Source organism: Aeromonas sp. NJAU223, from assembly GCF_051125555.1.
GTDB lineage: Bacteria > Pseudomonadota > Gammaproteobacteria > Enterobacterales > Aeromonadaceae > Aeromonas > Aeromonas veronii_G.
In genome coordinates, this window is the sequence record NZ_CP144204.1 from 2,474,985 (window position 1) to 2,495,655 (window position 20,671).

Here is a 20,671-nt window from a genome sequence, read left to right on the forward strand (position 1 = left end):
TATAGCGTAGCGTAACCCTATTGACTCTATTGTTGCGACAAATAGCGTCCGAGAGACAGCCCATTAAATAATCGACACTTTATTTAAGCATCTAAAGTACGTCCGTTTTTTTCAAAATCAGCAATTGCATATCAATGCATTTCTCATTCAGTTAAAACAGGCTTATCTTGGCCTATCATCCCCTCGGTTGAGGAACGTTCTTCCTGAAAACTTTCCTTCAGTCACTGCCGACAGGCCCTGCCACCCATCGTCCGTAACCCATCGATAAAGATAGGAATCCAATCTGGATCCCATTTCTGTGCTTTCTCTTCCCTGTCAATTGATCTAGCGCAAGAGGGCACGTGATAAATCATCATCCATTTTACCCATTTGGTATTATTTCCGGGCTGAAAATGCATAAAAACCATTGTTTATACATCAATAACAATTAAACGGCCTGCCATGCCCATTTGGGTAGTGATGTCCACGCAACAAGATGGATCGGTCAGGCCCGGCAAGGACGTTTTATCTGGGAGTGATGACCGTGGGTTCAAATAACAACATGTTGAGGCAGGGCCTGGCGGCCTTGCTACTGACCGCTCTGCTCGGCGCCAGCGGCTCGGCACTGGCCGAAGAGACCGCCGCCAAGGGCAAGATAGAGGCGCGCAACGAGCTGTTCGCCAAGGATCATGGGGATCAGTTCAGCAGCTGGCAGGCCACCAGTGAGAGCAAGGAACGTACCGACGCCCTGGCCGAAGACCCCAACATGGTGGTGCTCTGGGCCGGTTACCCCTTCTCCAAGGATTACAACAAACCCCGTGGTCACGCCTATGCCCTGACCGACGTGCGGGAAACCCTGCGCACCGGCGCCCCCAAGAGCGCCGAAGACGGCCCCCTGCCCATGGCGTGCTGGAGCTGCAAGGGCCCGGATGTAGCCCGGGTTATCGATGAGAAGGGCGAAGATGGCTACTTCAAGGGGATGTGGGCCAAGGGCGGGCCGGAGATCGTCAACACCATTGGCTGCGCCGATTGCCATGACACCGCCTCCAAAGAGTTCAAGGAGGGCAAACCCGCCCTGCACCTCTCCCGTCCCTATGCGGACCGCGCCATGACCGCCATCGGCAAGCCGTTCAAGGAACAGGGTCGCTTCGATCAGCAGTCCCAGGTGTGCGGTCAATGTCACGTGGAGTACTACTTCAGCGGGCCCACCAAGGCGGTGAAATTCCCCTGGGACAAGGGCACCTCGGTCGAGCAGATGGAGGAGTATTATGACGAAATAGGCTTCGCCGACTGGACCCATGCCCTCTCCAAGACCCCCATGCTCAAGGCCCAGCACCCGGAATACGAGACCTGGCGCGCCGGTATTCACGGCCAGAACAATGTCGCCTGCGTCGACTGCCACATGCCCAAGGTGCAAAACGAACAGGGCAAGGTCTACACGGATCACAAGGTCGGCAACCCGTTCGATCGCTTCGAGCAGACCTGCCGCAACTGCCACACCCAGAGCAAGGAGATGCTGCAGGACATCGTTCACCAGCGTAAGGAAGCCGTGGTCGAGACCAAGCTGAAGGTCGAGAAGCAGCTGGTACACGCCCACTTCGAAGCCAAGGCGGCCTGGGATGCCGGCGCCACCGAAGCCGAAATGAAAGACATCCAGCAAGACATCCGTCACGCCCAGTGGCGCTGGGACTTCGCCATCGCCTCTCACGGGGTGCAGGCACACGCGCCGGAAGTGGCTCTGAAGATGCTCGGCAGCGCCCTGGACAAGGCCGCCGATGCACGCACCAAGCTCGCTCGCCTCCTGGCCGCCAAGGGGATCAGCCACGAAATCGCCATTCCTGACGTCTCCACCAAGGAGAAGGCCCAGGCCGCCCTTGGCATGGACATGAAACAGATGAATGCAGACAAGGCCCAGTTCCTCAAGACCACTGTACCCGCCTGGGATGCCGAGGCCAAAGCGGCCGGACGGCTCGCACAATGACGCGGACTGCGGGCCCGGATAACGGGCCCGCAGCTGGATGGAGGCTTCCTATGGGTGATTTAACGATGGATTTCTTACGACTGATGCTGATGGCAGCCATGCTGCTCACCAGCCTGCAGGGTCAGGCCGCCGAGGCCGCCGCCCCTGTACCCGCCACCCACGAGGTGGAGTTCCTGCGCAGCGCCGACAAGGCCTGTACCGACTGCCACAAGGAGCAGACCGACGGTATGCACGGCAAGCATGCCAAGGCCACCAACCCCAACAACCTGGCCCCGGTCACCTGCACCAACTGCCACGGCCTCCCCTCTCCCCAGCACCGGGAAGGGGTCAAGGATGTGATGCGCTTCAAAGACAGCTTCAGCCAGCCGCTTGGCAAGGATGATTACCCCATCGCCGAGCAGAACAGCGTCTGCATGAGCTGTCATGAGCCCAAGCCCCTGCGCGAAGCGCTCTGGGCCCACGACGTACACATGACCAAACTCAGCTGCACCAGTTGCCACCAGCTGCACCCGGCCAAGGAGCCCATGGTCGGTATCCCGGCGCAATCCCGGGTCAAGCTGTGCGTCGACTGTCACAGCAAGCAGCACGAAGCCAAGGCGGCCAACTCCGGGGCCAGCGTGAGCAAGGAGGCGCCATGAGCTGCTCTCGCCGTCAATTCATGGCGGGGATGAGCGCGGGCACCCTCATCATGATGACGGGTTCCCGCTCCCTTGCCAGCACCCTCGCCCACAGCCAGACCATCGATGGCGTGCGCTACGGCATGCTGCACGACGAAACCGCCTGCATCGGCTGCACCGCCTGCATGGATGCCTGCCGGGAGGTGAACCAGGTGCCGGAGGGGGTATTCCGCCTCGAAATCCTCCGCACCGGCCCCATCGGTGAATTTCCCGATGCGGACTACCACTTCTTTCGCAAGTCCTGTCAGCACTGCGACAACGCACCCTGTGTTCACGTCTGCCCGACCGGCGCCTCCCATCTTCGCGTGGAAGACGGCATCGTCGATGTGAACCCGGATCTCTGCGTCGGCTGCATGTATTGTCTGGCCGCCTGCCCCTACCAGGTCCGCTTCATCAACCCGGTCACCCGGGTGGCGGACAAGTGCGACTTCTGCCGCAAGACCAACCTGGCAGCAGGCAAGGAGCCGGCCTGCGTGGAATCCTGCCCCACCAAGGCGCTGGTGTTCGGCAATCTGGACGATCCGGACAGCCCCATCGCCAAACGGCTGGTGAAGGAGACCACCTACCGCTACAAGCAGGCGCTCGGCACCTCGCCCAAGATGTATCGCGTGCCCAAAGGGGAGATAACGTCATGACCATGCTAACGGCATTTCACATCCCCTTCCTGAGTTGGGGACGTGGCCCATCACCATCGGTGCCGGCAATGACAGCGGGAGGGGATCACCATGTGGCATGATGCATTTCACTTCCCTTCACTCGTGTGGGATTGGCCCATCGCCATCTACCTCTTTTTGCTCGGCATCTCGGCGGGGGCCACCACCCTCTCGGTGCTGCTGCGCAGGAAGGGGGCCGGCAGCGAGAGCGGCATCATCAAGGCGACCGCCATCCTGGCCCCCGCGAGCGTCATCCTGGGCTTGCTGATCCTCATCTTCCACCTGGCCCGCCCCTGGACCTTCTGGAAGCTGATGTTCCACTACCAGTTCGACTCCGTCATGTCCATGGGGGTCATGCTGTTCCAGCTCTACATGGCGGTGCTGTTTGCCTGGCTGGCGGTGGTGTTTCGGGCCAATATCGAGACCCTGCGCGGGCGTTTCCTCAAGGAGAAGTTCGCCTTCGTGGACAGTCTTGTCGCCCTGCTGGCACGATGCGAGCGTCTGCTCGCCCCGCTGCTCCTGCTGCTGGCCGTGCTGCTTGGGGCCTACACCGGCTTCCTGCTCTCGGCGCTGAAGACCTACCCGCTCCTGAACAACCCCGTACTGCCGGTGTTGTTCCTGGTCTCCGGCATCAGCTCAGGGATCGCCGCCACCATCTTGCTGGCAGTGACGCTCTTCAAGGAGTCTCACCACAGCCAGGGGGTGAGCTTCGTGCACCGCTTCGAGCGACCCGTGCTCGCGGTGGAGATCCTGCTGCTAGTCTGCTTCTTCACCGGCCTCTATTTCGGAGGGGGTCAGAAGGAGGTGGCCATGTGGGCTGCCATTGGCAGCGGCTTCTGGGCCCAGGTGTTCTGGGTGGGCGTGGTGGGCATCGGCATGCTGTTGCCCCAGCTGCTCTCCCTGCTGACCCCGGCGCCACTGCGGGAACGCAACGGCCATCTGGTACTGGTGTGCAGCCTGACCCTGGTGGGCATATTGCTGCTGCGCTATTTCGTGCTCTACGCGGGCCAGATGACGGTGGTCTGAACCCGCCTTGCCAAACGCCAGCCGCCCTGCGGCTGGCGTTTGTTTGTGTGACTGAGCGAAATTCTGGTGATACCGCAGCGCCCGTCGGGTGCGAGTGCTGCGGCATCACATGAACGATTGATTAGAACTGGAGGTTGTGTGCTGGCGGAGCTCGGCTATCTCTCACTGCTGCTGGCAACGGCATTCTCTCTGCTGCAAGGCACATTACCCTGGCTCGGGCTCAGGCTCGCCTCCCCCACCCTGCTCGGCAGCGCCAGGCCGTTGGCGCTGCTCAATGCCGCCCTGCTGGCCGCCGCGCTGGTGCTGCTCGGGATCTGTTTTGCTGAGGACGACTTCACCCTGATCTATGTGGCGCAGCACGCCAACAGCGCCCTGCCGCTGGGTTTCAAACTCGCGGCAACCTGGGGCGGTCACGAGGGTTCCATGCTCTTCTTCGTGTTTGCGCTGGCACTCTGGGGGGCCCTGGTGGCCCTTGTCTCAAAGCGGGTAGATCCCCTCATCCTGGCCCGGGTACTGGCCATCATGGGGCTCATCGTCGGCCTGCTGGGCCTCTACACCCTGCTCTTCTCCAGCCCCTTCGATCGCAGCTTCCCGGGCCCCCTGGAGGGGCGCGATCTCAATCCCATGCTGCAGGACATCGGCCTCATCATCCATCCGCCTTTGCTCTACCTCGGCTACGTGGGCTTTGCGGTCAACTTCGCCTTCGCCATGGCGGCGCTCCATTCGGGCAGACTCGATGGTGCCGTGGCCCACTGGAGTCGCCCCTGGGCGCTGGGCTCCTGGGTCTTTCTCACCGCCGGCATCGCGCTCGGTTCCTGGTGGGCCTATTACGAGCTCGGCTGGGGAGGCTGGTGGTTCTGGGATCCGGTGGAAAACGCCTCCCTGCTGCCCTGGTTGCTCGGTACCGCTCTGCTGCACGCCCTGATCGTCTGCGAGCAGCGCGGAGCCTACGGTCACGCCGTCTTGCTGCTCTCCATCTTCACCTTCTCCTTGAGCCTGCTCGGCACCTTCGTGGTGCGCTCCGGGGTGCTCACCTCGGTGCATGCCTTCGCGGTGGATCCGGATCGTGGCCTCACCCTGTTGCTGCTGCTTGGCCTGTTGCTCACCACCGCCCTGACCCTGTTTGCCCTGCGGGCGGACACCCGCGCCCCCTATGCCCGCTTCGGACTGAGATCCAAAGAGGGGCTGCTCGGCGCCGCCATCCTGCTGCTCGTCGTGGCCTGTGCCAGCGTGCTGCTCGGCACCTTCTATCCCATGGTGTTCCAGTCCCTGCACCTGGGGTCGCTCTCAGTGGGGGCTCCCTACTTCAACACCATCTTCGTCCCTCTGGCCTTGGCACTGATGATGCTGATGACCCAGATCCCGCGCCTGCGCTGGCAACGACTGGTAAAGACCTCCCGACTCAACACCCTGTTGCCTCCCTTGTTCGGTCTGCTGGGGGGCGGTCTGCTCAGCCTTTGCTACCGCGAGCAGGGACCGCTCGGCTGGGGCGGGATCCTCGCCAACATGATCGCACTGTGGCTGCTGGCGAGCCTGCTGCTCAGCTTCCCGTTCAGGACAGGACTCACCCACCCCGCTCGCCTCGGCAGCCTGCTGGCCCATCTCGGAGTGGCAGTGTGCGCCCTCGGCATCGCCCAGGTGAGCCACTTCAGCCAGGAAGGGGGGGCCGTACTCAGTCCGGAGCACCCCTATCGCCTCGGCGCCTACGAGTTTCGTTACGAGGGGAGCGAGCCCCTGCTCGGCCCCAACTACACCGCCGAGCGCATCACCCTGAGCGTGCACAAGGGAGAAAAGGAAGTGGCCCGACTGATGCCGGAGCGGCGCCACTACAGCGTGCGCACCATGAACATGAACGAGCCCGGCATCCAGTGGGGATTATTCGGGGATCTCTATGTGGTGCTCGGCGAGAAGATGGGGCCGGATGCCTACGCCATGCGGCTGCATTACAAGCCGCTGGTGCGCTGGATCTGGTTCGGGGGTCTGCTGATGATGGCGGGCGGGGCCCTGCGCCTGCTGGGGCGCCGCGCCATGCTTCCCCATCCTGCGGCGAGCACCAACCAGGTTGCGCCCCACACACCGGCACCGCTGCACTCATCCCGGGAGCCCTCATGAACCGCCTGCGCCTCTTCATTCCACTGCTGCTGAGTCTCGTCCTCGGCACCCTGCTCTGGCTCGGCCTGGGGCAGGATCCCTATCGCCAGGACGATGCCACCCTGGGGCGAAGCCTGCCTGCCTGGCAGAGCGAGAACCTGCTGGATGGCGCGGCCATAGATACCGCCAGTCTCAAGGGGGAGCCCTTCCTGCTCAACGTCTGGGCCAGCTGGTGCCCGGCCTGCCGCGCCGAACACGGCGTGCTCAAGGAGCTGGCCGGCACAGTCCCCCTCTATGGCCTCAACTACCGGGACAAGGGGGATGCGGCCCGCGCCTGGCTCTCGCAAGCGGGCAACCCCTACCGCGCCGTCCTCGCCGATCCTGATGGCAAGCTGGCGCTGGAGCTCGGGGTCTATGGCACCCCGGAGACCTATCTCTTCGCCGCCGACGGCACCCTGCTCAGCCGCCATACCGGCGAACTCACCCGGGAGATCTGGCAGCGCCAGTTCCTGCCCCTGCTGAGTCAGGCGCGCACGACCCCTCTGGCCCGTCAGGAGGGCAGACCATGAGAACCCTGGCGCTGCTGTCCCTGCTGCTCCCGTTGATCCTTTCCCTGAGCCCGGCGGCCCGCGCCAGCGGAGTCGATACCTATCAGTTCAGTCACCCCGAACGTCAGGTCCGCGCCCAGGAGCTGGCCCGCGCCCTGCGCTGCCCCCAATGCCAGAACCAGAACCTGGTGGAATCCAACTCTCCCATCGCCCTGGATCTGCGCCTCGAGGTCTACCGCTGGGTGGATGAGGGGCAGAGCGATGAGCAGGTGATCACCCGCATGACAGAGCGCTTCGGCGACTTCGTGCGCTACGATCCCCCCTTCAAGGTCAGTACCACCCTGCTCTGGGGCGGCCCCCTGCTGATCTTGCTGCTGGCCACGCATCGGCTGCGCCGCAGCTTCAAACACGCCAGCGCTTCCCGCTCCCCCTTGCAGGAAACCGAGACGCCATCCACCATCCCGGACTCCAGAGCTGCGCTGAATCGGCAGATCATGGCCGAGCAACAGGCAGGGATCCCGGCCCATTCCCCTCTCTATCAGGAACTGACCCAAGCCTGCCTGGCCAATGCCACCCCCCTTGCCGAGCGGCGCCTGCAGGCCAGGATAGCGAGCGCGGATCACCGCCGCCCCCTGCGCTGGCTCTGGTTGCTGCTGCCGCTCCTTATCGCCATCACCGGTTTTTATGCCAGCACGGGGCGCTATCAGGCCTGGCAGGCCCATCAATCCCGCCCCGATCCCCTGGCGGGGTTGAGCCCCCGTGACCTGCAGGACAAGGAGCTCAGCGCCCTGCACCAACGCCTTCAGGTCAACCCGGCGGATCGCGATGGCTGGGCCGAACTCGGCCAGCTCTATCTCTATCGGGACGATTACGACAACGCCTGGCTTGCCTATCTGCGTCTGGCACTGCTGGAAGGGGGTGCCAGCGCTGCTACCCAGGCCGCCCAGGCCACCGTTCTCTATTACCAGGCAGGTCAAGTGCTTACCCCTGAGGCACAGCGCCTGCTGGAGAGCGCGCTCAAGCAGGACGCGGGGGAAGTGAGCGCCCTGATGTTGCTCGCCTCGGATCACTTCCTGCACGGTCGCTACGGCGAGGCCATCACCCTCTGGCAACGGCTGCTGGACGAGGAGCGCCCCCGCATCAACCGGGCCGCACTGATCCAGGCCATCCAGACCGCCCGCATCATGGGAGGGTGATGGGCTGAGATCTGTACGAAGCCATGGTATGACGTTCAGAGTGAAAACAGTGGCAAGGACGGGCAATTGCAGGCATAAAGTGCGCCACATGGGGTTCGTGCTGACAATATCGTTGGCCACGGCTCCCATATTTGGGGCGGGCATGACCAGTAGCCCCCCCCTGAGGTGATTGCAAGGTCGTTCACCTCATAAAATACAAATTTTGGAACTTTTGGCATTGTTAAGCGTCAGTTCCCGTCATATAACTTAGCCAAATAACCTCGTTGTCGTACGGTAGAGCCTCATCATGAACATGCGCCCTTTTCTCAATCTGCTGCTCGGTGCCTTCCTTCTTCCCGTCAGCATGCACAGTGTCCAAGCCGCTCCCAAAAGCACGTTTCTCGAACCCCGCAGCAATCTCGTTCTCAGCTCAGATGCCTTCGTGGTCGCCAATCCGCGCACCGGCGAGATCCTGTCCGAGCGCAACGCCAACCGGGTGATGCCGATTGCCTCCATCACCAAGCTGATGACGGCGCTGGTGGTGCTGGACGGCAACCAGCGCCTCAACGAGACCCTCACCGTCACCATGGATGACGTGGACAGACTCAAGGGCACGGGCTCGCGCCTCGCGGTGGGTTCGCGCCTGAGCCGGGCCGACATGCTGCACATCGCATTGATGTCGTCGGAGAACCGCGCCGCCTCCGCCCTCGGTCGCCACTACCCCGGCGGTCGCCGCGCCTTTATCGAGGCGATGAACGCCAAGGCCCGCATGCTCGGCATGTGGAGTACCCATTTTTCTGACAGCACGGGGCTCAACCCCCGCAACGTCTCCAGCGCCCACGATCTCGCCAAGCTGGTGGCGGCGGCCTCCACCTACCCCCTCATCCGCCAGTACACTTCCACCGATCAGCGCCTGATCCGCAACGGCAAGCGCCAGATGCACTATCGCAACTCCAACAGTCTGGTGCGCGAAGGCAGCTGGCCCATCCTGGTGTCCAAGACCGGTTATATCCGCGAGGCGGGTCGCTGCCTGGTGATGGAGACCAAGGTCAGCCAGGAGCCGGTGATCATGGTACTGCTCCATGCCGATACCCCTGGGGCCCGGGTGGCGGACGCCAAGCGCATCAGGAGCTGGCTGGAGAGCTCGGGGCGCATGAGCCTCACCGCCCAGTCCACTCCGCCGGCCAAGCTCTTCTCGGCCCAATAAGCCCTACCTCCCCACAACCGCAGGCCACGCCTGCGGTTGTTGTTTTCAGCGCCCTCCCCCCGCTCAGTGTTGGCATTACGGATCCCGCCTTTTTTTTTGCAGTCAAAAACGTCACCATATTGTCACCTCGCATCATCAAACACTGGTTTTATATGTTAATGCGGTGATAAATCACATTTTCATGGCAACGGATTTGCCGATCCCGCTGCCGGTGATAACGTGATGCCCATTGCCCGGCCTCAGGGCCTGGAAGACATAAATCCCGCACAGGCGGTCATGACAAGGATGATGTGATGAAGATAGTGGTAATGGGTGGGGGGGTCATCGGGGTGACCAGTGCCTGGTATCTGGCCAAGGCAGGCCATCAGGTCACCCTGCTGGAGCGACGAGGCGATGTGGCGCTCGAAACCAGTCATGCCAACGCGGGGCAGATCTCCCCGGGCTATGCCTCCCCCTGGGCCGCCCCCGGCATCCCCCTCAAGGCGGCAAAATGGATGCTGCAAAAACACGCCCCCTTCACGGTGCGTCCCACCTCGGATCCCTTCCAGCTGCGCTGGATGCTGCAGATGTTTGCCAACTGCACCCCGGCGGCCTATGCCACCAACAAGGGGCGCATGGTACGCCTTGCCGAATACAGCCGCGACTGCATGAAAGCACTGCGGGATGAACTGGCCCTCGACTACGAGGGGCGCCAGCTCGGCACCCTGCAGCTGTTTCGCAGCCAGGCCCAGCTCGACGCCAGCAAGCGCGACATCGAGGTACTGGCTGAATATGGCGTCCCCTACGAGGCGCTCGACGCCGCCGGCTGCGAGGGGGCCGAACCCGCCCTCGCTCGGGTGCGTGGCAAGATAGTGGGCGGGCTGCGCCTGCCTGGGGATGAGACCGGTGACTGCTACCGCTTCACCAATGGCCTGGCGGCCGAAGCTCGCCGCCTGGGGGTGGAATTTGTCTTCGATTGCGCCATCGATGAGCTTGAACTGAGCGGGGGACGCGCCGTCGCCGTGCGCGCCGGTGAGCGGCGCTGGCAGGCGGATGCCATCGTCTGTGCCCTCGGCAGCTATGGCACCGGCTTCCTGCGCCCCCTCGGCATCGCCCTGCCCGTCTATCCGGTCAAGGGCTACTCCCTCACCCTGCCGATGGTCAATCCTGACGCCGCCCCCCGCAGCACAGTGCTGGACGAAACCTACAAGGTCGCCATCACTCGCTTCGATGAGCGGATCCGGGTCGGCGGCATGGCCGAGCTCAGCGGCTTCAACCTCGCCCTCAACCCCAAACGCCACGACACCCTGGCCATGGTGGTGCGGGATCTCTTCCCCGAGGGCGGCGACGTCGGCCGTGCCGAGTTCTGGACCGGGCTGCGTCCCATGACGCCGGACGGCACCCCGCTGGTAGGGCCGAGCCCCATTCCCGGGCTCTGGCTCAACACCGGCCATGGCACCCTGGGCTGGACCATGGCGGCAGGCTCCGGCCAGCTGCTGGCGGATCTCATCTCGGGCGGTGCCCCCGCCATCAGCGACGAGGGACTGACCCTGGCACGCTATGGCTAGGGACCGAGCCTCGCCTCACGACAGAGAGGGAGTGCCAGGCACTCCCTCTCTGTTTTTGATCAAGCCTTTGTCCTTCATCACAGGTCTCGGCGCTGGATGATCGAACTCGCACGGGATCAGCCTGATGCCAGACCGGGGAGGAAGCGCCAGACAAGGGACGGATCCGGCTCCGCGATGGCAGCACCGATCAGTTGCTCACACCAGCGCCTGTGCAGTTGCCACATCAGCACACCCGGCTCCCCCTGCCCCTTGGTGCACTGCTTGGCCACGTCCGTCGTCCGATAGAAGTAGCGCACCAGGGTGATAAGTTCGGGCTCTGGCCAGCGGCAACCGAAGTGGCGCAGCCGCTCCGACCAGAAGGCTATCTGGCCCCGCTCGTGCTCCTGCTCCACCCCGTGCAGGGCGGGGATGAGATCCATCGCCTGCCAGAGCGCCCCGTAGCCGACGAAACGCTCGTCCAGGGCCACCAGGGCCTCGTCCAGCATCTGCAGGGTCTGGGGCCAGCTCAGGGCCTGCTCGCGGATCGCCTCCTGCGCCTCGCACACCGCGCCCAACCAGTCCATGGCGAGGCGGCAGATGATCGCCTCCTTGTTGGGATAAAGGTGATAGAGCGACTTGATGCCTACCCCGGCCCGCTCGGCGATGGCATTGGTGTTGAGCGCCGCGAACCCCTGCTCTTGCAGCAGCGCCAGGGTGGCCTGCTCGATGCGGCTCGCCGCCTCCAGGCTGCGCTGCTGCCTCGGCTGGCGCCGCATGCAGAGCTCGCTCGGCAATAGATGTTCCATCAGACTTCTCCGCTGTCAGGCCGACTCGCCCTCACTGCTCGCCATAACTACATGATGTGACGAGGTAAACACAAGCCAAAAAAAATGCAGTAATCACTGGTATTTATCAGAATAGCTGCAATAAACAAGGGTGCTCATATATGCAGTAAATACTGCAATTAACCCAAGGAGAGCACGCTATGGATAGCAAACAACGAAGGCTGGGCCCCCTGCCTCGCCTGATGGGTGCCCTGCTGCTGGGCACCCTGCTCGGTGGCTGCCAGCAGGAGAACAGCAGCACATCCCAGGCCCCGAGCACCCTCTACCTCAACGGCAAGATCCACACCCAGGACGGGCAAGGCAGCCAGGCCGAGGCCATGGTGGTGCAGGACGGCAAGTTCGTCTACGTGGGATCCCATGACGGTGCCAAGGCCTATCAGAACAAGGACACCCAGGTGGTGGATCTGCGGGGTCGCATGGTGCTGCCGGGCCTGCACGACAACCACATCCATCTGCTCGGCACGGTCGCACTCGACATGTGCGATCTCGACGGCCAGAGCATCGATCTGGACGAGCTTGCCGCCAGAGTCAGGGAGTGCCTGCCCCGCTACGCCCCCAAGCCAGGGGAGTGGCTGGTGGTCAACCAGTGGTCCCCCTATGATGGCAACACCCCGACCGCCACCCATGCCACCCTGCTGGCGGCGCTCGATGCGGCGGCGCCGGACAACCCGGTAGTGCTGGCCGGGGTCGACGGTCACGCCAGCGCCTACAACTCCCGGGCGCTGGCCCTGGCGGCAGACCAGGACGGCAACACGGTCGGCTTCAACGGCGCCAGTCTGGCGCCGGGGGGCGTGTTCGAGGCCTTCATCCCCTATGTGGATCTCGCCAGCGGCGTCATCCGCGACGGGGCGCGCAGCGCCATCCCCGTGCCCGACACCGACGTGCTGAGCGCGAGCGACGATCAGGCCGCCACCCAGTACGACAAGATCCTGCCCGCCATCTCGGAGCTGATGGCGTCGCGCGGCATCACCGGCATTCAGGACGCCTGCGCCACCGATTTCATTCGCCAGCGGCTGCGCAACATGCAGGGGCAGGATCTGCTGCACATGCGGGTCACCGCCGCCACCTGCTTCCATGCCGAGGATTATGCCGGCACCCTGGATCTGGGGGCTCGACTCGCCAAGGCTCGCGAAGTCAGGGAGTCTTTCGCAGACAATCCCCTCATCAAGGCCGATGCGGTCAAGATCTTCCTCGACGGCGTGATCGAGGGGGATCCCTTCACCGATCCTGTCTTCCTGCCCAACGCCGGCATGCTGGAGAATTACCACAGGCCCCACCTCGCCATGGACACCGGCAGCGGCGAGGTGACCATCACAGCCGACAGCGAGGATGCGGGCAGCAACGGCATCGTCAACTACAGCGATGGGGATCTGAAGCGCTACGTGGGCGCCCTGGACAAGGAGGGATTCAGCATCCACATGCACAGCATCGGCGATCGCAGCACCCGGATGGGACTGGATGCGCTGAGCGCGGCCCGTGCCAGCAACGGGGATCACGGCATTCCCCACACCCTGGCCCACCTGCAGGTGGTTCACCCGGACGATCAGAAACGCCTCGGGGAGCTCGGCCTCTACCTCACCTTCACCTACGCCTGGACCACACCCCAGCTCGCCTACGACATGCTGGTGACCCCCTTCATCCAGCCCACCAGGGCGGGCCAGCCGTTGAGCGAGGCCCTCTACGATCCCCTCGGCTACCTGCACGAGGCCCTCTACCCGGTGGAGAGCTCGCGCAAGGCGGGCGCCGTGCTGGTGGCGGGCAGCGATGCGCCGGTGGACAGCCGGGATCCCCGCCCGTTCGAGAACATGGCCGCCGGCATCATCAAGGCCGCCGGCAGTGGTGACGAATACCGCGCCAGCCAGCGCATCTCCCTCACCGAGATGCTGGCCGCCTACACCATCAACGGCGCCAGGGCAGTGCGTCAGGGGGAGATCACCGGCTCCATCGAGGCGGGTAAATCGGCGGACTTCATCGTGCTGGACAGGGATCTCTACGCCCTGGTCAATGCCGACACCCCGGAGCAGATCGCCGACACCCGGGTCCAGCGCACCGTGTTTCAGGGGGAGACCGTCTACACAACCCCAGACATGACCCCTTGAGTCGACGTTAGCCACAAAAAGGCCCCGGGAGGGGCCTGTTTTTATCTGTCGACGAGCGGGGGAGCCTCCTCGTTCGTCAAGCTCGGCTGCAACGCCAGATTGAACAGGGCGGCCACCATGTCGGACTGGGTGAGGATCCCCACCAGTCGCTCCCCATCCAGCACCGGCATATGGTGCAGACCTCCGTCGGAGAAAGCCTCCACCAGGTCATAGAGCGGCTGATGGCGCCATGCCGTGCGCACTTCCCGGGTCATCAGCGCCGCCACCGTCCGGGTCTCCAGCGCCTGCAGGCCGCGAGGTTGCCGGTTTTCTCTGTCGATCATGAGGTCATGCAGGGTCAGGATCCCCACCAGCTGCTCCCCGTCCACCACGGGCAGCGCCTTGATCCTGTGCTGGGACAACAGCTGCCAGGCCGCCATGGCCGGTTCATCCGGCGTCGTCACCACCAGATCTTTCGACATCACATCCTGACAGCGCACCGTGCCGACCCGCTCGCGCAGGGCATGCAACTGCGCCTCCTGCAGCAGATCCTGCAGATCCTGGCGGCTGATATCGAGCAGTTCGCCGTGCTTGCCCAGTGCGAAGTCGATGTCGGTGGCACTGGCAAGGCGGGCGCTCGGCTCGGGGTCGGCAGTCTGGTGGCGATTGGGCGCGGTCTTGGCGCCATTGGGATAACGACGACCCAGCAGGCGGTTGTAGACGAGGCCGAGGGTGAGCAGCAGTGCGGAGTTGACCAGCACCGGCAGCAAGACATAACCCAATCCCAGCTGGCGGATCCCCTCCCCGCCGATGACGGCGGTCAGGGCCACGGCCCCGCCGGGGGGATGCAGGCTGCGGGTCAGGAACATGGCACCGATGGCCAGCATCACCGCCAGCGCCGAGGCGAGGGCCGGATCCGGCACCAGGGCGGCGCTAACCACCCCCATCAACGCCGAAACCCCGTTGCCCACCAGGATGGACCAGGGCTGGGCCAGAGGGCTCGCCGGCGCCGCGAACAGCAACACGGCGGAGGCCCCCATGGGGGCTATCAGCCAATATGCCTCTATTCCCAGCGCCCACTGACAGATCAGGCCCGTGCCGCACAATCCGATAAAGGCACCGAGGGCCCCCACCATGCTCTCTTTGAGGCCGGTATTGGTCGATACCGGCAAAAAATCCCTGAACTGCATCCTGCTCCCGCTGGCCATAAGGTTTATTTCAAATGCGCAATATTAACGACTTCCCTGCGTCCATTGCCAGCACGGCGCCCTCCGACGTCGCAACATGGTGTTCACTTGCGGCACGCATCCCCTTAATCCCTCCTTAATCATCCCCTGCCACTCTGGGCTCCTCGCCACTCACGGAGTCACTCTTATGAGCACCCTCAGAGATGCCCTGCGCCGCTTCGATGGTCAGCGTCGTTGCTGGACACAAGGGCTTGAACGCGCCTTCCTCGCCTGGCTTGCCCGCCGGGGCAAGCTGCCTGACGCCGAGCCCGGAGTGCGCCGCATCCTGGTCATTCGCAGCACCAACCGGATCGGCAACAATCTGTTCCTGCTGCCCTTCCTGCAGGCCTTGCGCAGTGCCCACCCCGACGCCGACATCGAGCTGGTGTGCAGCGGCGGCCCCCTGCTCCCCTTCCTGTCCATCTGCGGCTCGCACAACTGCACAGGGTCAGGTTGCAGGGCCGGTACCTGCTGACGGCCTTGCCCATACTCTGGCGCCTGCGCCGCCAACACTACGACCGGGTCTATGTGCCGTTTGCCTCCAGCACGGATCACCTGATTGCCGCCTGGGTGCGGGGGGCCGAGAAGCTGGGATTCGATGATGCCAAGGGGGATCTGCTGTTTGAACACCCCCAGCGCCCCGACAGTGAATGCCACTACGCCCACCAGCCACTGCAACTGCTCGGCCAGAGCGCCTCCCTGACGGACCCCATCCCGCTCGGGGCCAGGCTGGGCCCGTCTCCCGAGCTCACGACACTGGTCAACAGCTATCCAGATCGCCATCTGGTGGGCTTTTTCACCGGCGCCCGCAAGGGCAAGGGACTCTCCCAGCCGCAATGGCAGCGGCTGCTCTGGGACCTGCGCCAGCACCACCCGACAGCCCTGCTGATCCAGCTCACCGACCCGGCCGACCCCATGCCCCCACTCGGTGATTGCCAGGTAACCCTGCCAAACCTCGTCGAGCTGGTGCGCTTCACTCAGGATCTGCGGCTCTTCATCAGCGCCGATACGGACCCACTCCATCTGGCGGCCGCCAGCGGCGTGCCCTGCCTTGGTCTCTTCACCCAGACCGACCCCGCACGCTATGGCTGCCTCGGCCCCCGCCACCGCAATCAGGTGATCGGGGATCGCAATGCCATCCCCCTCGATCTGGCCTGGCTCGGCGCCGCCCTGACCCGGGCACCCGTGCCGCGCACCTGGGCCCGGGCGATTCGCCCGGCCCACCAACCCCAGCCCTTGCGACTCCTGACGGATGTCAACGGCAGATAAAAAAGAGGGAAGGCTTGCGCCTTCCCTCTGTCATTGTTCCCGTGTTCTCTTGTTGTTATGGACGTCAGGCCAGCTCGGCGCGCAGCGCCCTGGTGGCATCCACCATCACCTTGAGGGCCGCCTCCGTCTCTTCCCAGCCACGGGTCTTGAGGCCGCAGTCCGGGTTGACCCAGAGCCGCTCGGCCGGGATCTGCCTGGCGGCCTTGCGGATCAGATCCTCAATCCAGCCCTGGCTCGGCACGTTGGGCGAATGGATGTCGTAGACACCCGGGCCGATTTCGTTGGGGTAGTTGAAGCGCTCGAACGCTTCGAGGAGCTGCATCTGGCTGCGGCTGGTCTCGATGGTGATGACGTCCGCATCCAGCGCCGCCACCGCCTCGATGATGAGGTTGAAGTCGCTGTAGCACATGTGGGTGTGGATCTGGGTACTGTCCACCACCGGGCTCGCACTCAGGCGGAAGGCGCGCACCGCCCAGTCCAGATAGGCCTGATGATCCTGCTTGCGAAGGGGCAACCCCTCGCGGATGGCAGGCTCGTCGATCTGGATGATCTTGATGCCGGCGGCTTCCAGATCCGCCACCTCGTCGCGAATGGCCAGACCGATCTGCAGGGCGGACTGCTCCCGGCTCACATCTTCGCGCGGGAAGGACCAGCAGAGAATGGTCACCGGACCGGTCAGCATGCCCTTGACCGGTTTGTCGGTCAGGCTCTGGGCGAACTTGGTCCAGCCGAGCGTCATGGGGAGCGGGCGGTCGATATCCCGGGTGATCACCGGCGGCTTGACGCAGCGGGAGCCGTAGCTCTGCACCCAGCCGAAGCGGGTGATGGCAAAGCCGTCAAGCAGCTCCCCGAAATACTCCACCATGTCGTTGCGCTCGGCCTCGCCGTGCACCAGTACGTCCAGCCCGATGGCCTCCTGACGTTCGATCGCATCCTTGATCTGGGCCTGGATCCCCGCCTCATAGGCATGGTCAGCGATGCGGCCGGCACGCCAATCCTGGCGCAGTACCCGGATCTCCGAGGTCTGCGGGAAGGAACCAATGGTGGTGGTGGGCAAGAGCGGCAGCTTGAGATCCGCACGCTGCACCTCGGCCCGCACCGGGTAGGTATTCTGGCGATCGAAGTCGCTGTTGGTGAGGCTGGCGAGCCGTGACTGCACCGCCTTCTTGTGAACCCGGCTGTCGGACTCCCGAGCGACGATGGGCTGGCTGTAGGCGACGATCTTGTCCAGATCGCCCCCATCGAGCACTTCGACCAGCAGCCCCAGCTCGTAGCACTTTTGCAGGGCGAAGGCGAACCAGCTGCGAGTCTGGGCGTCCAGCTCATGTTCCAGCGTCAAGTCCACCGGGCTGTGCAGCAGGGAGCAGGAAGAGCCCACCCAGAGCCGCTCGCCGAGCCGGGTTTTCAGGGCTTGCAGGGTAGGAACCAGCTTGCCCAGGTTGGCACGCCAGACGTTGCGACCATTGATCACCCCGGCGGAGAGCACCCACTGGGCCGGCAGATGCGGGACCAGGGTCTCCAGCTGCTCGGGGGCGGCCACCAGATCCAGGTGCAGACCGTCCACCTTCAGGCTGGTGATGATGTCGCGCTGATGGGCCACAGAGCCGAAATAGGTGGTGAGCAGCAGCTTGCAGGGGCCCGCCAGGCGCTCATAGGCCTTGAGGTAGGCCAGACGCCACTCGTCCGGCAGATCCAGGGTCAGGGCAGGCTCGTCTATCTGCACCCATTCCACCCCCTGAGACGAGAGCTTCGCCAGGATCTCCTGATAGACGACCAGCAGGCGATCCAGCAGATCGAGGCGGGAGAAGCCGTTCTCTTTCTCCTTGCCGAGCCAGAGGTAAGAGACGGGACCGAGCAGTACCGCCTTGACCGGCAGCCCCAGGGCCCTGGCTTCTTCTACCTCGTCAAACAGCTGGCTCCAGCCCAGTTTGAAGCGTTGATCCTGGCTGAACTCGGGGACCAGGTAGTGGTAGTTGGTGTTGAACCACTTGGTCATCTCGGCGGCGGCGGCGCTGGGGCCGGTCGGTGCGCGGCCACGGGCCACCCGGAACAGGGTATCGAGATCCGTATCCCCATGGCGATGGCGAGCCGGCACGGCGTCCACCAGCAGGCTGGTACCGAGCACCTGATCGTACCAGGCGAAATCCCCCACCGGCAGCAGATTGACCCCGGCGGTGCGCTGGGCCTGCCAGTGACGCTCACGCAGGCTCTTGCCCACGGCGATGAGTTCTGCCTGGCTGGTCTCACCGCGCCAGTAGGATTCGAGGGCAAATTTCAGCTCGCGCTTGGCGCCGATACGGGGGAAACCGAGAGTGTGTGCGCAGGTCATAGGTCCAATTCCTTGTGCTCGTTCATCTGATGGGAAACTGGATGATTTAGCCATCCAGATGTTTACACATCTAGAATGTCGAGATAAGGTGGCCTTGGCTATTGAATCCTCTTCAACTGGCTCTCAAGAAATCTTCAACTGACCCGACCGCCGAGGTCGCGTCAGATGAGGTGGCACGACGCCACTGCAACCCACACAACAAGGAGCCCTGCCATGGGTGTGCCCAACCCCACCAGCAATCTGAACATCGACATCAGGCACCTGAAGACCATCAGTGCGCTGGCCGAGCAGGGCTCCCTGGCCGGGGCAGCCCTGAGTCTGAGCCTCACCCAGTCCGCCCTCTCCCACCAGTTGAAGGAGTTGGAGACCCGCCTCAACCTGGAGCTTTACTTGCGCAAGAGCCGCCCGCTGGTACTGACGACGGCAGGCCAGCAACTGCTGGCCCTGGCCCGCCAGGTGTTGCCTGCCATCGCCCAGACCGAGAAGCAGTTGCAGGCCCTGCACAGTGGCGACGCGGGCCGGTTGCACCTGGCGCTGGATTGCCACAGCTGCATCCAGTGGTTGCTGCCACTGTTGCCGGATTTTCGCCGCCAGTGGCCCGGTGTCGAACTGGAAGTCGAATCCGTGCCCGGCTTCGATACCATAGGCGCCCTGCTCGGCGGCCAGCTCGATCTGCTGCTCATCTCGGATGTGCACACCCGTGGGGATCTCCACTTCGAGCCGCTATTTTCCTTCGAACTCCAGCTGGTGATGGCGCCGGATAGCAGGTTATGCCAGCTCGATAGAATCACACCGGACGATCTGCTGTCAGAAGTGCTGCTGGTCTATCCGGTGGAGCGATCCCGCATGGATGTGTTCACCCGCTTTCTGCAACCTGCCGGGGTCGAACCCGCTCGCTGCAAGACGGTGGACAACACCTCCGTCATGTTGCAGATGGCCGCCGCCGGGCTCGGGGTGGCCGCCCTGCCCCGCTGGGCCAGCGAGGAGTTCGTGCGCCAGGGGTTGCTCGAGGCACGCCCCCTCGGCAGCGGCATACGTCGCCATATGTATGGTGCCGTGCGCGCCGCCGACAAGGATCAGGCCTGCCTGCAGAGCCTGTTCGAGCGCATCCGCGCCAAGATGGGGGCGGCCCAGCAGGGCCTGTAGCGCCGCCAGCAGCATCGCCCATATAAAAAAGCCGCCCGGTCAGGGCGGCTCTCACGCATCGTCATCTACCCCGAGACCATCAGGCCTTATCGCAACTCGCGGCTCCCTGCCTGCGCGGACAGTTGCCGCACAGCTCGCCGTCCCGCCGTTTGTAGTGCAGGCAGCAGCGCTGGCGCACATAGGCAGGCGCTCCCTCCACCACGGGCGATGCCTGCAACGAGCGCCAGCCCGCCAGGTGATCGCTTGGCAAGCCACAGGCGGCGAGCCAGAGGGGGGCCTCCCTCGCCACTTCCTCATGCGCGACCTCACCGAAGAAGTCCGGCACCCGCACCAGGGCCGCCAGCAGATCGTCCGCCAGCAGCGGCCGGATGAAGCCGGGGCGCAGGCGCTGCACGCCCGCCATCAACTCGAACAGCTGCTGCCAGTGGGTGCGCAGGCGCTGACCTGCCGCCGCGATCAGCACCTCTCGCTCCCCGGTGATCATGGGCCCCACCGGCAAGCTGAAACCGGACACCACCCCCGCCTGATACCCCTGCCCCAGCCTGTCCAGCGCCGGCACAGTACCCGTCCGATAGACGGCCACCATGGCCAGATAGATGGACTGCCAGCAGAGCATGCCCCAGCTGCGGGTCAGCCAGTAGGCAGGGCCTGCCTCCGGGTGCGCCTGGCGCCAATGGTCGTGCAGCGCCAGGGCCAGCTCGGACGCGCTCTGGCGAGTGCCACTCGCCACCAGCAGTGGCGCCTCCCCGGCCACCGGCTCCCCCTTGAGGGAGGCGATGAGCGAGGCGGCGGCAGTACACAGGGCATGATGGTCCGCCAGATGGCGAGCTCGCGTACGGGCCGCCAGGCTGCCAAGGCGCCCCGTGTCCATGGGCACGGCATCCAGCCCAAAAACCGGCGCGGCGCCGGGTTCGC

General features: G+C 64.2%; 17 protein-coding genes. 13 read left to right on the forward strand and 4 right to left on the reverse strand.

Going from position 1 to position 20,671, the window contains the following annotated elements; genetic code table 11:
• Window positions 1-517 precede the first annotated feature (517 nt).
• The 9 genes from nrfA (at window position 518) to VZC39_RS11320 (ending at window position 10,884) form a co-directional block, all read left to right on the forward strand.
• Complete coding sequence (nrfA, locus tag VZC39_RS11280; protein WP_434662554.1) at window positions 518-1,960, forward strand: ammonia-forming nitrite reductase cytochrome c552 subunit; 1,443 nt, start codon at window positions 518-520, stop codon at window positions 1,958-1,960.
• Window positions 1,961-2,010: 50 nt separating this feature from the next.
• Complete coding sequence (gene nrfB, locus VZC39_RS11285; RefSeq protein ID WP_434662556.1) at window positions 2,011-2,598, forward strand: cytochrome c nitrite reductase pentaheme subunit; 588 nt, start codon at window positions 2,011-2,013, stop codon at window positions 2,596-2,598.
• Window positions 2,595-3,272 carry a 4Fe-4S dicluster domain-containing protein gene (locus VZC39_RS11290; protein WP_434662559.1) on the forward strand — a complete coding sequence of 226 codons (678 nt, stop codon included), beginning with the start codon at window positions 2,595-2,597 and terminating at the stop codon, window positions 3,270-3,272. The genes nrfB and VZC39_RS11290 overlap by 4 nt, the downstream gene beginning before the upstream one ends.
• Before the next feature lie 90 nt (window positions 3,273-3,362).
• Window positions 3,363-4,316 (forward strand): cytochrome c nitrite reductase subunit NrfD, encoded by a 954-nt coding sequence (nrfD, locus tag VZC39_RS11295; RefSeq protein ID WP_434662561.1) that lies wholly within the window; start codon window positions 3,363-3,365, stop codon window positions 4,314-4,316.
• Window positions 4,317-4,454: 138 nt separating this feature from the next.
• Complete coding sequence (gene nrfE / locus VZC39_RS11300; protein WP_434662564.1) at window positions 4,455-6,428, forward strand: heme lyase NrfEFG subunit NrfE; 1,974 nt, start codon at window positions 4,455-4,457, stop codon at window positions 6,426-6,428.
• Window positions 6,425-6,976, forward strand: coding sequence for a DsbE family thiol:disulfide interchange protein (locus tag VZC39_RS11305; protein WP_434662567.1), 552 nt, complete (start codon window positions 6,425-6,427; stop codon window positions 6,974-6,976). Before nrfE ends, VZC39_RS11305 begins: the two co-directional genes overlap by 4 nt.
• A complete protein-coding gene (nrfF, locus tag VZC39_RS11310; RefSeq protein ID WP_434662570.1) occupies window positions 6,973-8,151 on the forward strand; it encodes a heme lyase NrfEFG subunit NrfF in 1,179 nt (392 codons plus the stop codon). The genes VZC39_RS11305 and nrfF overlap by 4 nt, the downstream gene beginning before the upstream one ends.
• 286 nt (window positions 8,152-8,437) lie before the next feature.
• On the forward strand, window positions 8,438-9,337 hold the full coding sequence (gene pbpG / locus VZC39_RS11315) for a D-alanyl-D-alanine endopeptidase (protein ID WP_434662573.1): 900 nt from the start codon (window positions 8,438-8,440) through the stop codon (window positions 9,335-9,337).
• Window positions 9,338-9,630: 293 nt separating this feature from the next.
• Window positions 9,631-10,884 carry a D-amino acid dehydrogenase gene (locus tag VZC39_RS11320; RefSeq protein ID WP_434662576.1) on the forward strand — a complete coding sequence of 418 codons (1,254 nt, stop codon included), beginning with the start codon at window positions 9,631-9,633 and terminating at the stop codon, window positions 10,882-10,884.
• 116 nt (window positions 10,885-11,000) lie between these two features.
• On the opposite strand, the gene VZC39_RS11325 is transcribed toward VZC39_RS11320, so the two are convergent.
• Window positions 11,001-11,639 carry a TetR/AcrR family transcriptional regulator gene (locus VZC39_RS11325; protein ID WP_434668464.1) on the reverse strand — a complete coding sequence of 213 codons (639 nt, stop codon included), beginning with the start codon at window positions 11,637-11,639 and terminating at the stop codon, window positions 11,001-11,003.
• 209 nt (window positions 11,640-11,848) lie between these two features.
• Here VZC39_RS11325 and VZC39_RS11330 point away from each other — a divergent pair, with 209 nt between their 5' ends.
• Entirely contained in the window at window positions 11,849-13,807 is a 1,959-nt protein-coding gene (locus VZC39_RS11330) for an amidohydrolase (RefSeq protein ID WP_434662578.1), read from the forward strand.
• Between the two features lie 41 nt (window positions 13,808-13,848).
• Here VZC39_RS11330 and VZC39_RS11335 read toward each other — a convergent pair whose 3' ends face one another.
• The gene (locus VZC39_RS11335) at window positions 13,849-14,976 is read right to left on the reverse strand and encodes an HPP family protein (protein WP_434662581.1); all 1,128 of its coding nucleotides are present in this window, start codon (window positions 14,974-14,976) and stop codon (window positions 13,849-13,851) included.
• A gap of 184 nt (window positions 14,977-15,160) precedes the next feature.
• Between VZC39_RS11335 and VZC39_RS11340 the strand changes: the two genes are divergently transcribed.
• Window positions 15,161-15,487, forward strand: coding sequence for a hypothetical protein (locus tag VZC39_RS11340; protein ID WP_434662583.1), 327 nt, complete (start codon window positions 15,161-15,163; stop codon window positions 15,485-15,487).
• 5 nt (window positions 15,488-15,492) lie between these two features.
• Entirely contained in the window at window positions 15,493-16,281 is a 789-nt protein-coding gene (locus tag VZC39_RS11345; protein ID WP_434662586.1) for a glycosyltransferase family 9 protein, read from the forward strand.
• A 64-nt stretch (window positions 16,282-16,345) separates the two neighbouring features.
• On the opposite strand, the gene metE is transcribed toward VZC39_RS11345, so the two are convergent.
• Window positions 16,346-18,610: a 5-methyltetrahydropteroyltriglutamate--homocysteine S-methyltransferase gene (gene metE, locus VZC39_RS11350; protein ID WP_434662589.1), complete on the reverse strand. Its 2,265-nt coding sequence runs from the start codon at window positions 18,608-18,610 to the stop codon at window positions 16,346-16,348.
• Window positions 18,611-18,823: 213 nt separating this feature from the next.
• Here metE and VZC39_RS11355 point away from each other — a divergent pair, with 213 nt between their 5' ends.
• Window positions 18,824-19,756, forward strand: coding sequence for a LysR substrate-binding domain-containing protein (locus tag VZC39_RS11355; RefSeq protein WP_434662591.1), 933 nt, complete (start codon window positions 18,824-18,826; stop codon window positions 19,754-19,756).
• A 79-nt stretch (window positions 19,757-19,835) separates the two neighbouring features.
• Here VZC39_RS11355 and VZC39_RS11360 read toward each other — a convergent pair whose 3' ends face one another.
• Complete coding sequence (locus VZC39_RS11360; RefSeq protein ID WP_434662593.1) at window positions 19,836-20,627, reverse strand: siderophore ferric iron reductase; 792 nt, start codon at window positions 20,625-20,627, stop codon at window positions 19,836-19,838.
• Window positions 20,628-20,671 lie beyond the last annotated feature (44 nt).

Excerpts from the sequence above, each read along its gene's own strand:
- nrfD (WP_434662561.1), top strand. The coding sequence starts at position 3,363 with ATGTGGCATGATGCATTTCACTTCCCTTCACTCGTGTGGGATTGGCCC.
- VZC39_RS11290 (WP_434662559.1), top strand. The coding sequence starts at position 2,595 with ATGAGCTGCTCTCGCCGTCAATTCATGGCGGGGATGAGCGCGGGCACC.
- VZC39_RS11360 (WP_434662593.1), bottom strand. The coding sequence starts at position 20,627 with ATGGACACGGGGCGCCTTGGCAGCCTGGCGGCCCGTACGCGAGCTCGC.
- nrfA (WP_434662554.1), top strand. The coding sequence starts at position 518 with ATGACCGTGGGTTCAAATAACAACATGTTGAGGCAGGGCCTGGCGGCC.
- VZC39_RS11330 (WP_434662578.1), top strand. The coding sequence starts at position 11,849 with ATGGATAGCAAACAACGAAGGCTGGGCCCCCTGCCTCGCCTGATGGGT.
- VZC39_RS11320 (WP_434662576.1), top strand. The coding sequence starts at position 9,631 with ATGAAGATAGTGGTAATGGGTGGGGGGGTCATCGGGGTGACCAGTGCC.
- metE (WP_434662589.1), bottom strand. The coding sequence starts at position 18,610 with ATGACCTGCGCACACACTCTCGGTTTCCCCCGTATCGGCGCCAAGCGC.
- VZC39_RS11340 (WP_434662583.1), top strand. The coding sequence starts at position 15,161 with ATGAGCACCCTCAGAGATGCCCTGCGCCGCTTCGATGGTCAGCGTCGT.
- VZC39_RS11335 (WP_434662581.1), bottom strand. The coding sequence starts at position 14,976 with ATGCAGTTCAGGGATTTTTTGCCGGTATCGACCAATACCGGCCTCAAA.
- VZC39_RS11325 (WP_434668464.1), bottom strand. The coding sequence starts at position 11,639 with ATGCGGCGCCAGCCGAGGCAGCAGCGCAGCCTGGAGGCGGCGAGCCGC.
- VZC39_RS11355 (WP_434662591.1), top strand. The coding sequence starts at position 18,824 with ATGGGTGTGCCCAACCCCACCAGCAATCTGAACATCGACATCAGGCAC.
- nrfB (WP_434662556.1), top strand. The coding sequence starts at position 2,011 with ATGGGTGATTTAACGATGGATTTCTTACGACTGATGCTGATGGCAGCC.
- pbpG (WP_434662573.1), top strand. The coding sequence starts at position 8,438 with ATGAACATGCGCCCTTTTCTCAATCTGCTGCTCGGTGCCTTCCTTCTT.
- VZC39_RS11305 (WP_434662567.1), top strand. The coding sequence starts at position 6,425 with ATGAACCGCCTGCGCCTCTTCATTCCACTGCTGCTGAGTCTCGTCCTC.
- nrfF (WP_434662570.1), top strand. The coding sequence starts at position 6,973 with ATGAGAACCCTGGCGCTGCTGTCCCTGCTGCTCCCGTTGATCCTTTCC.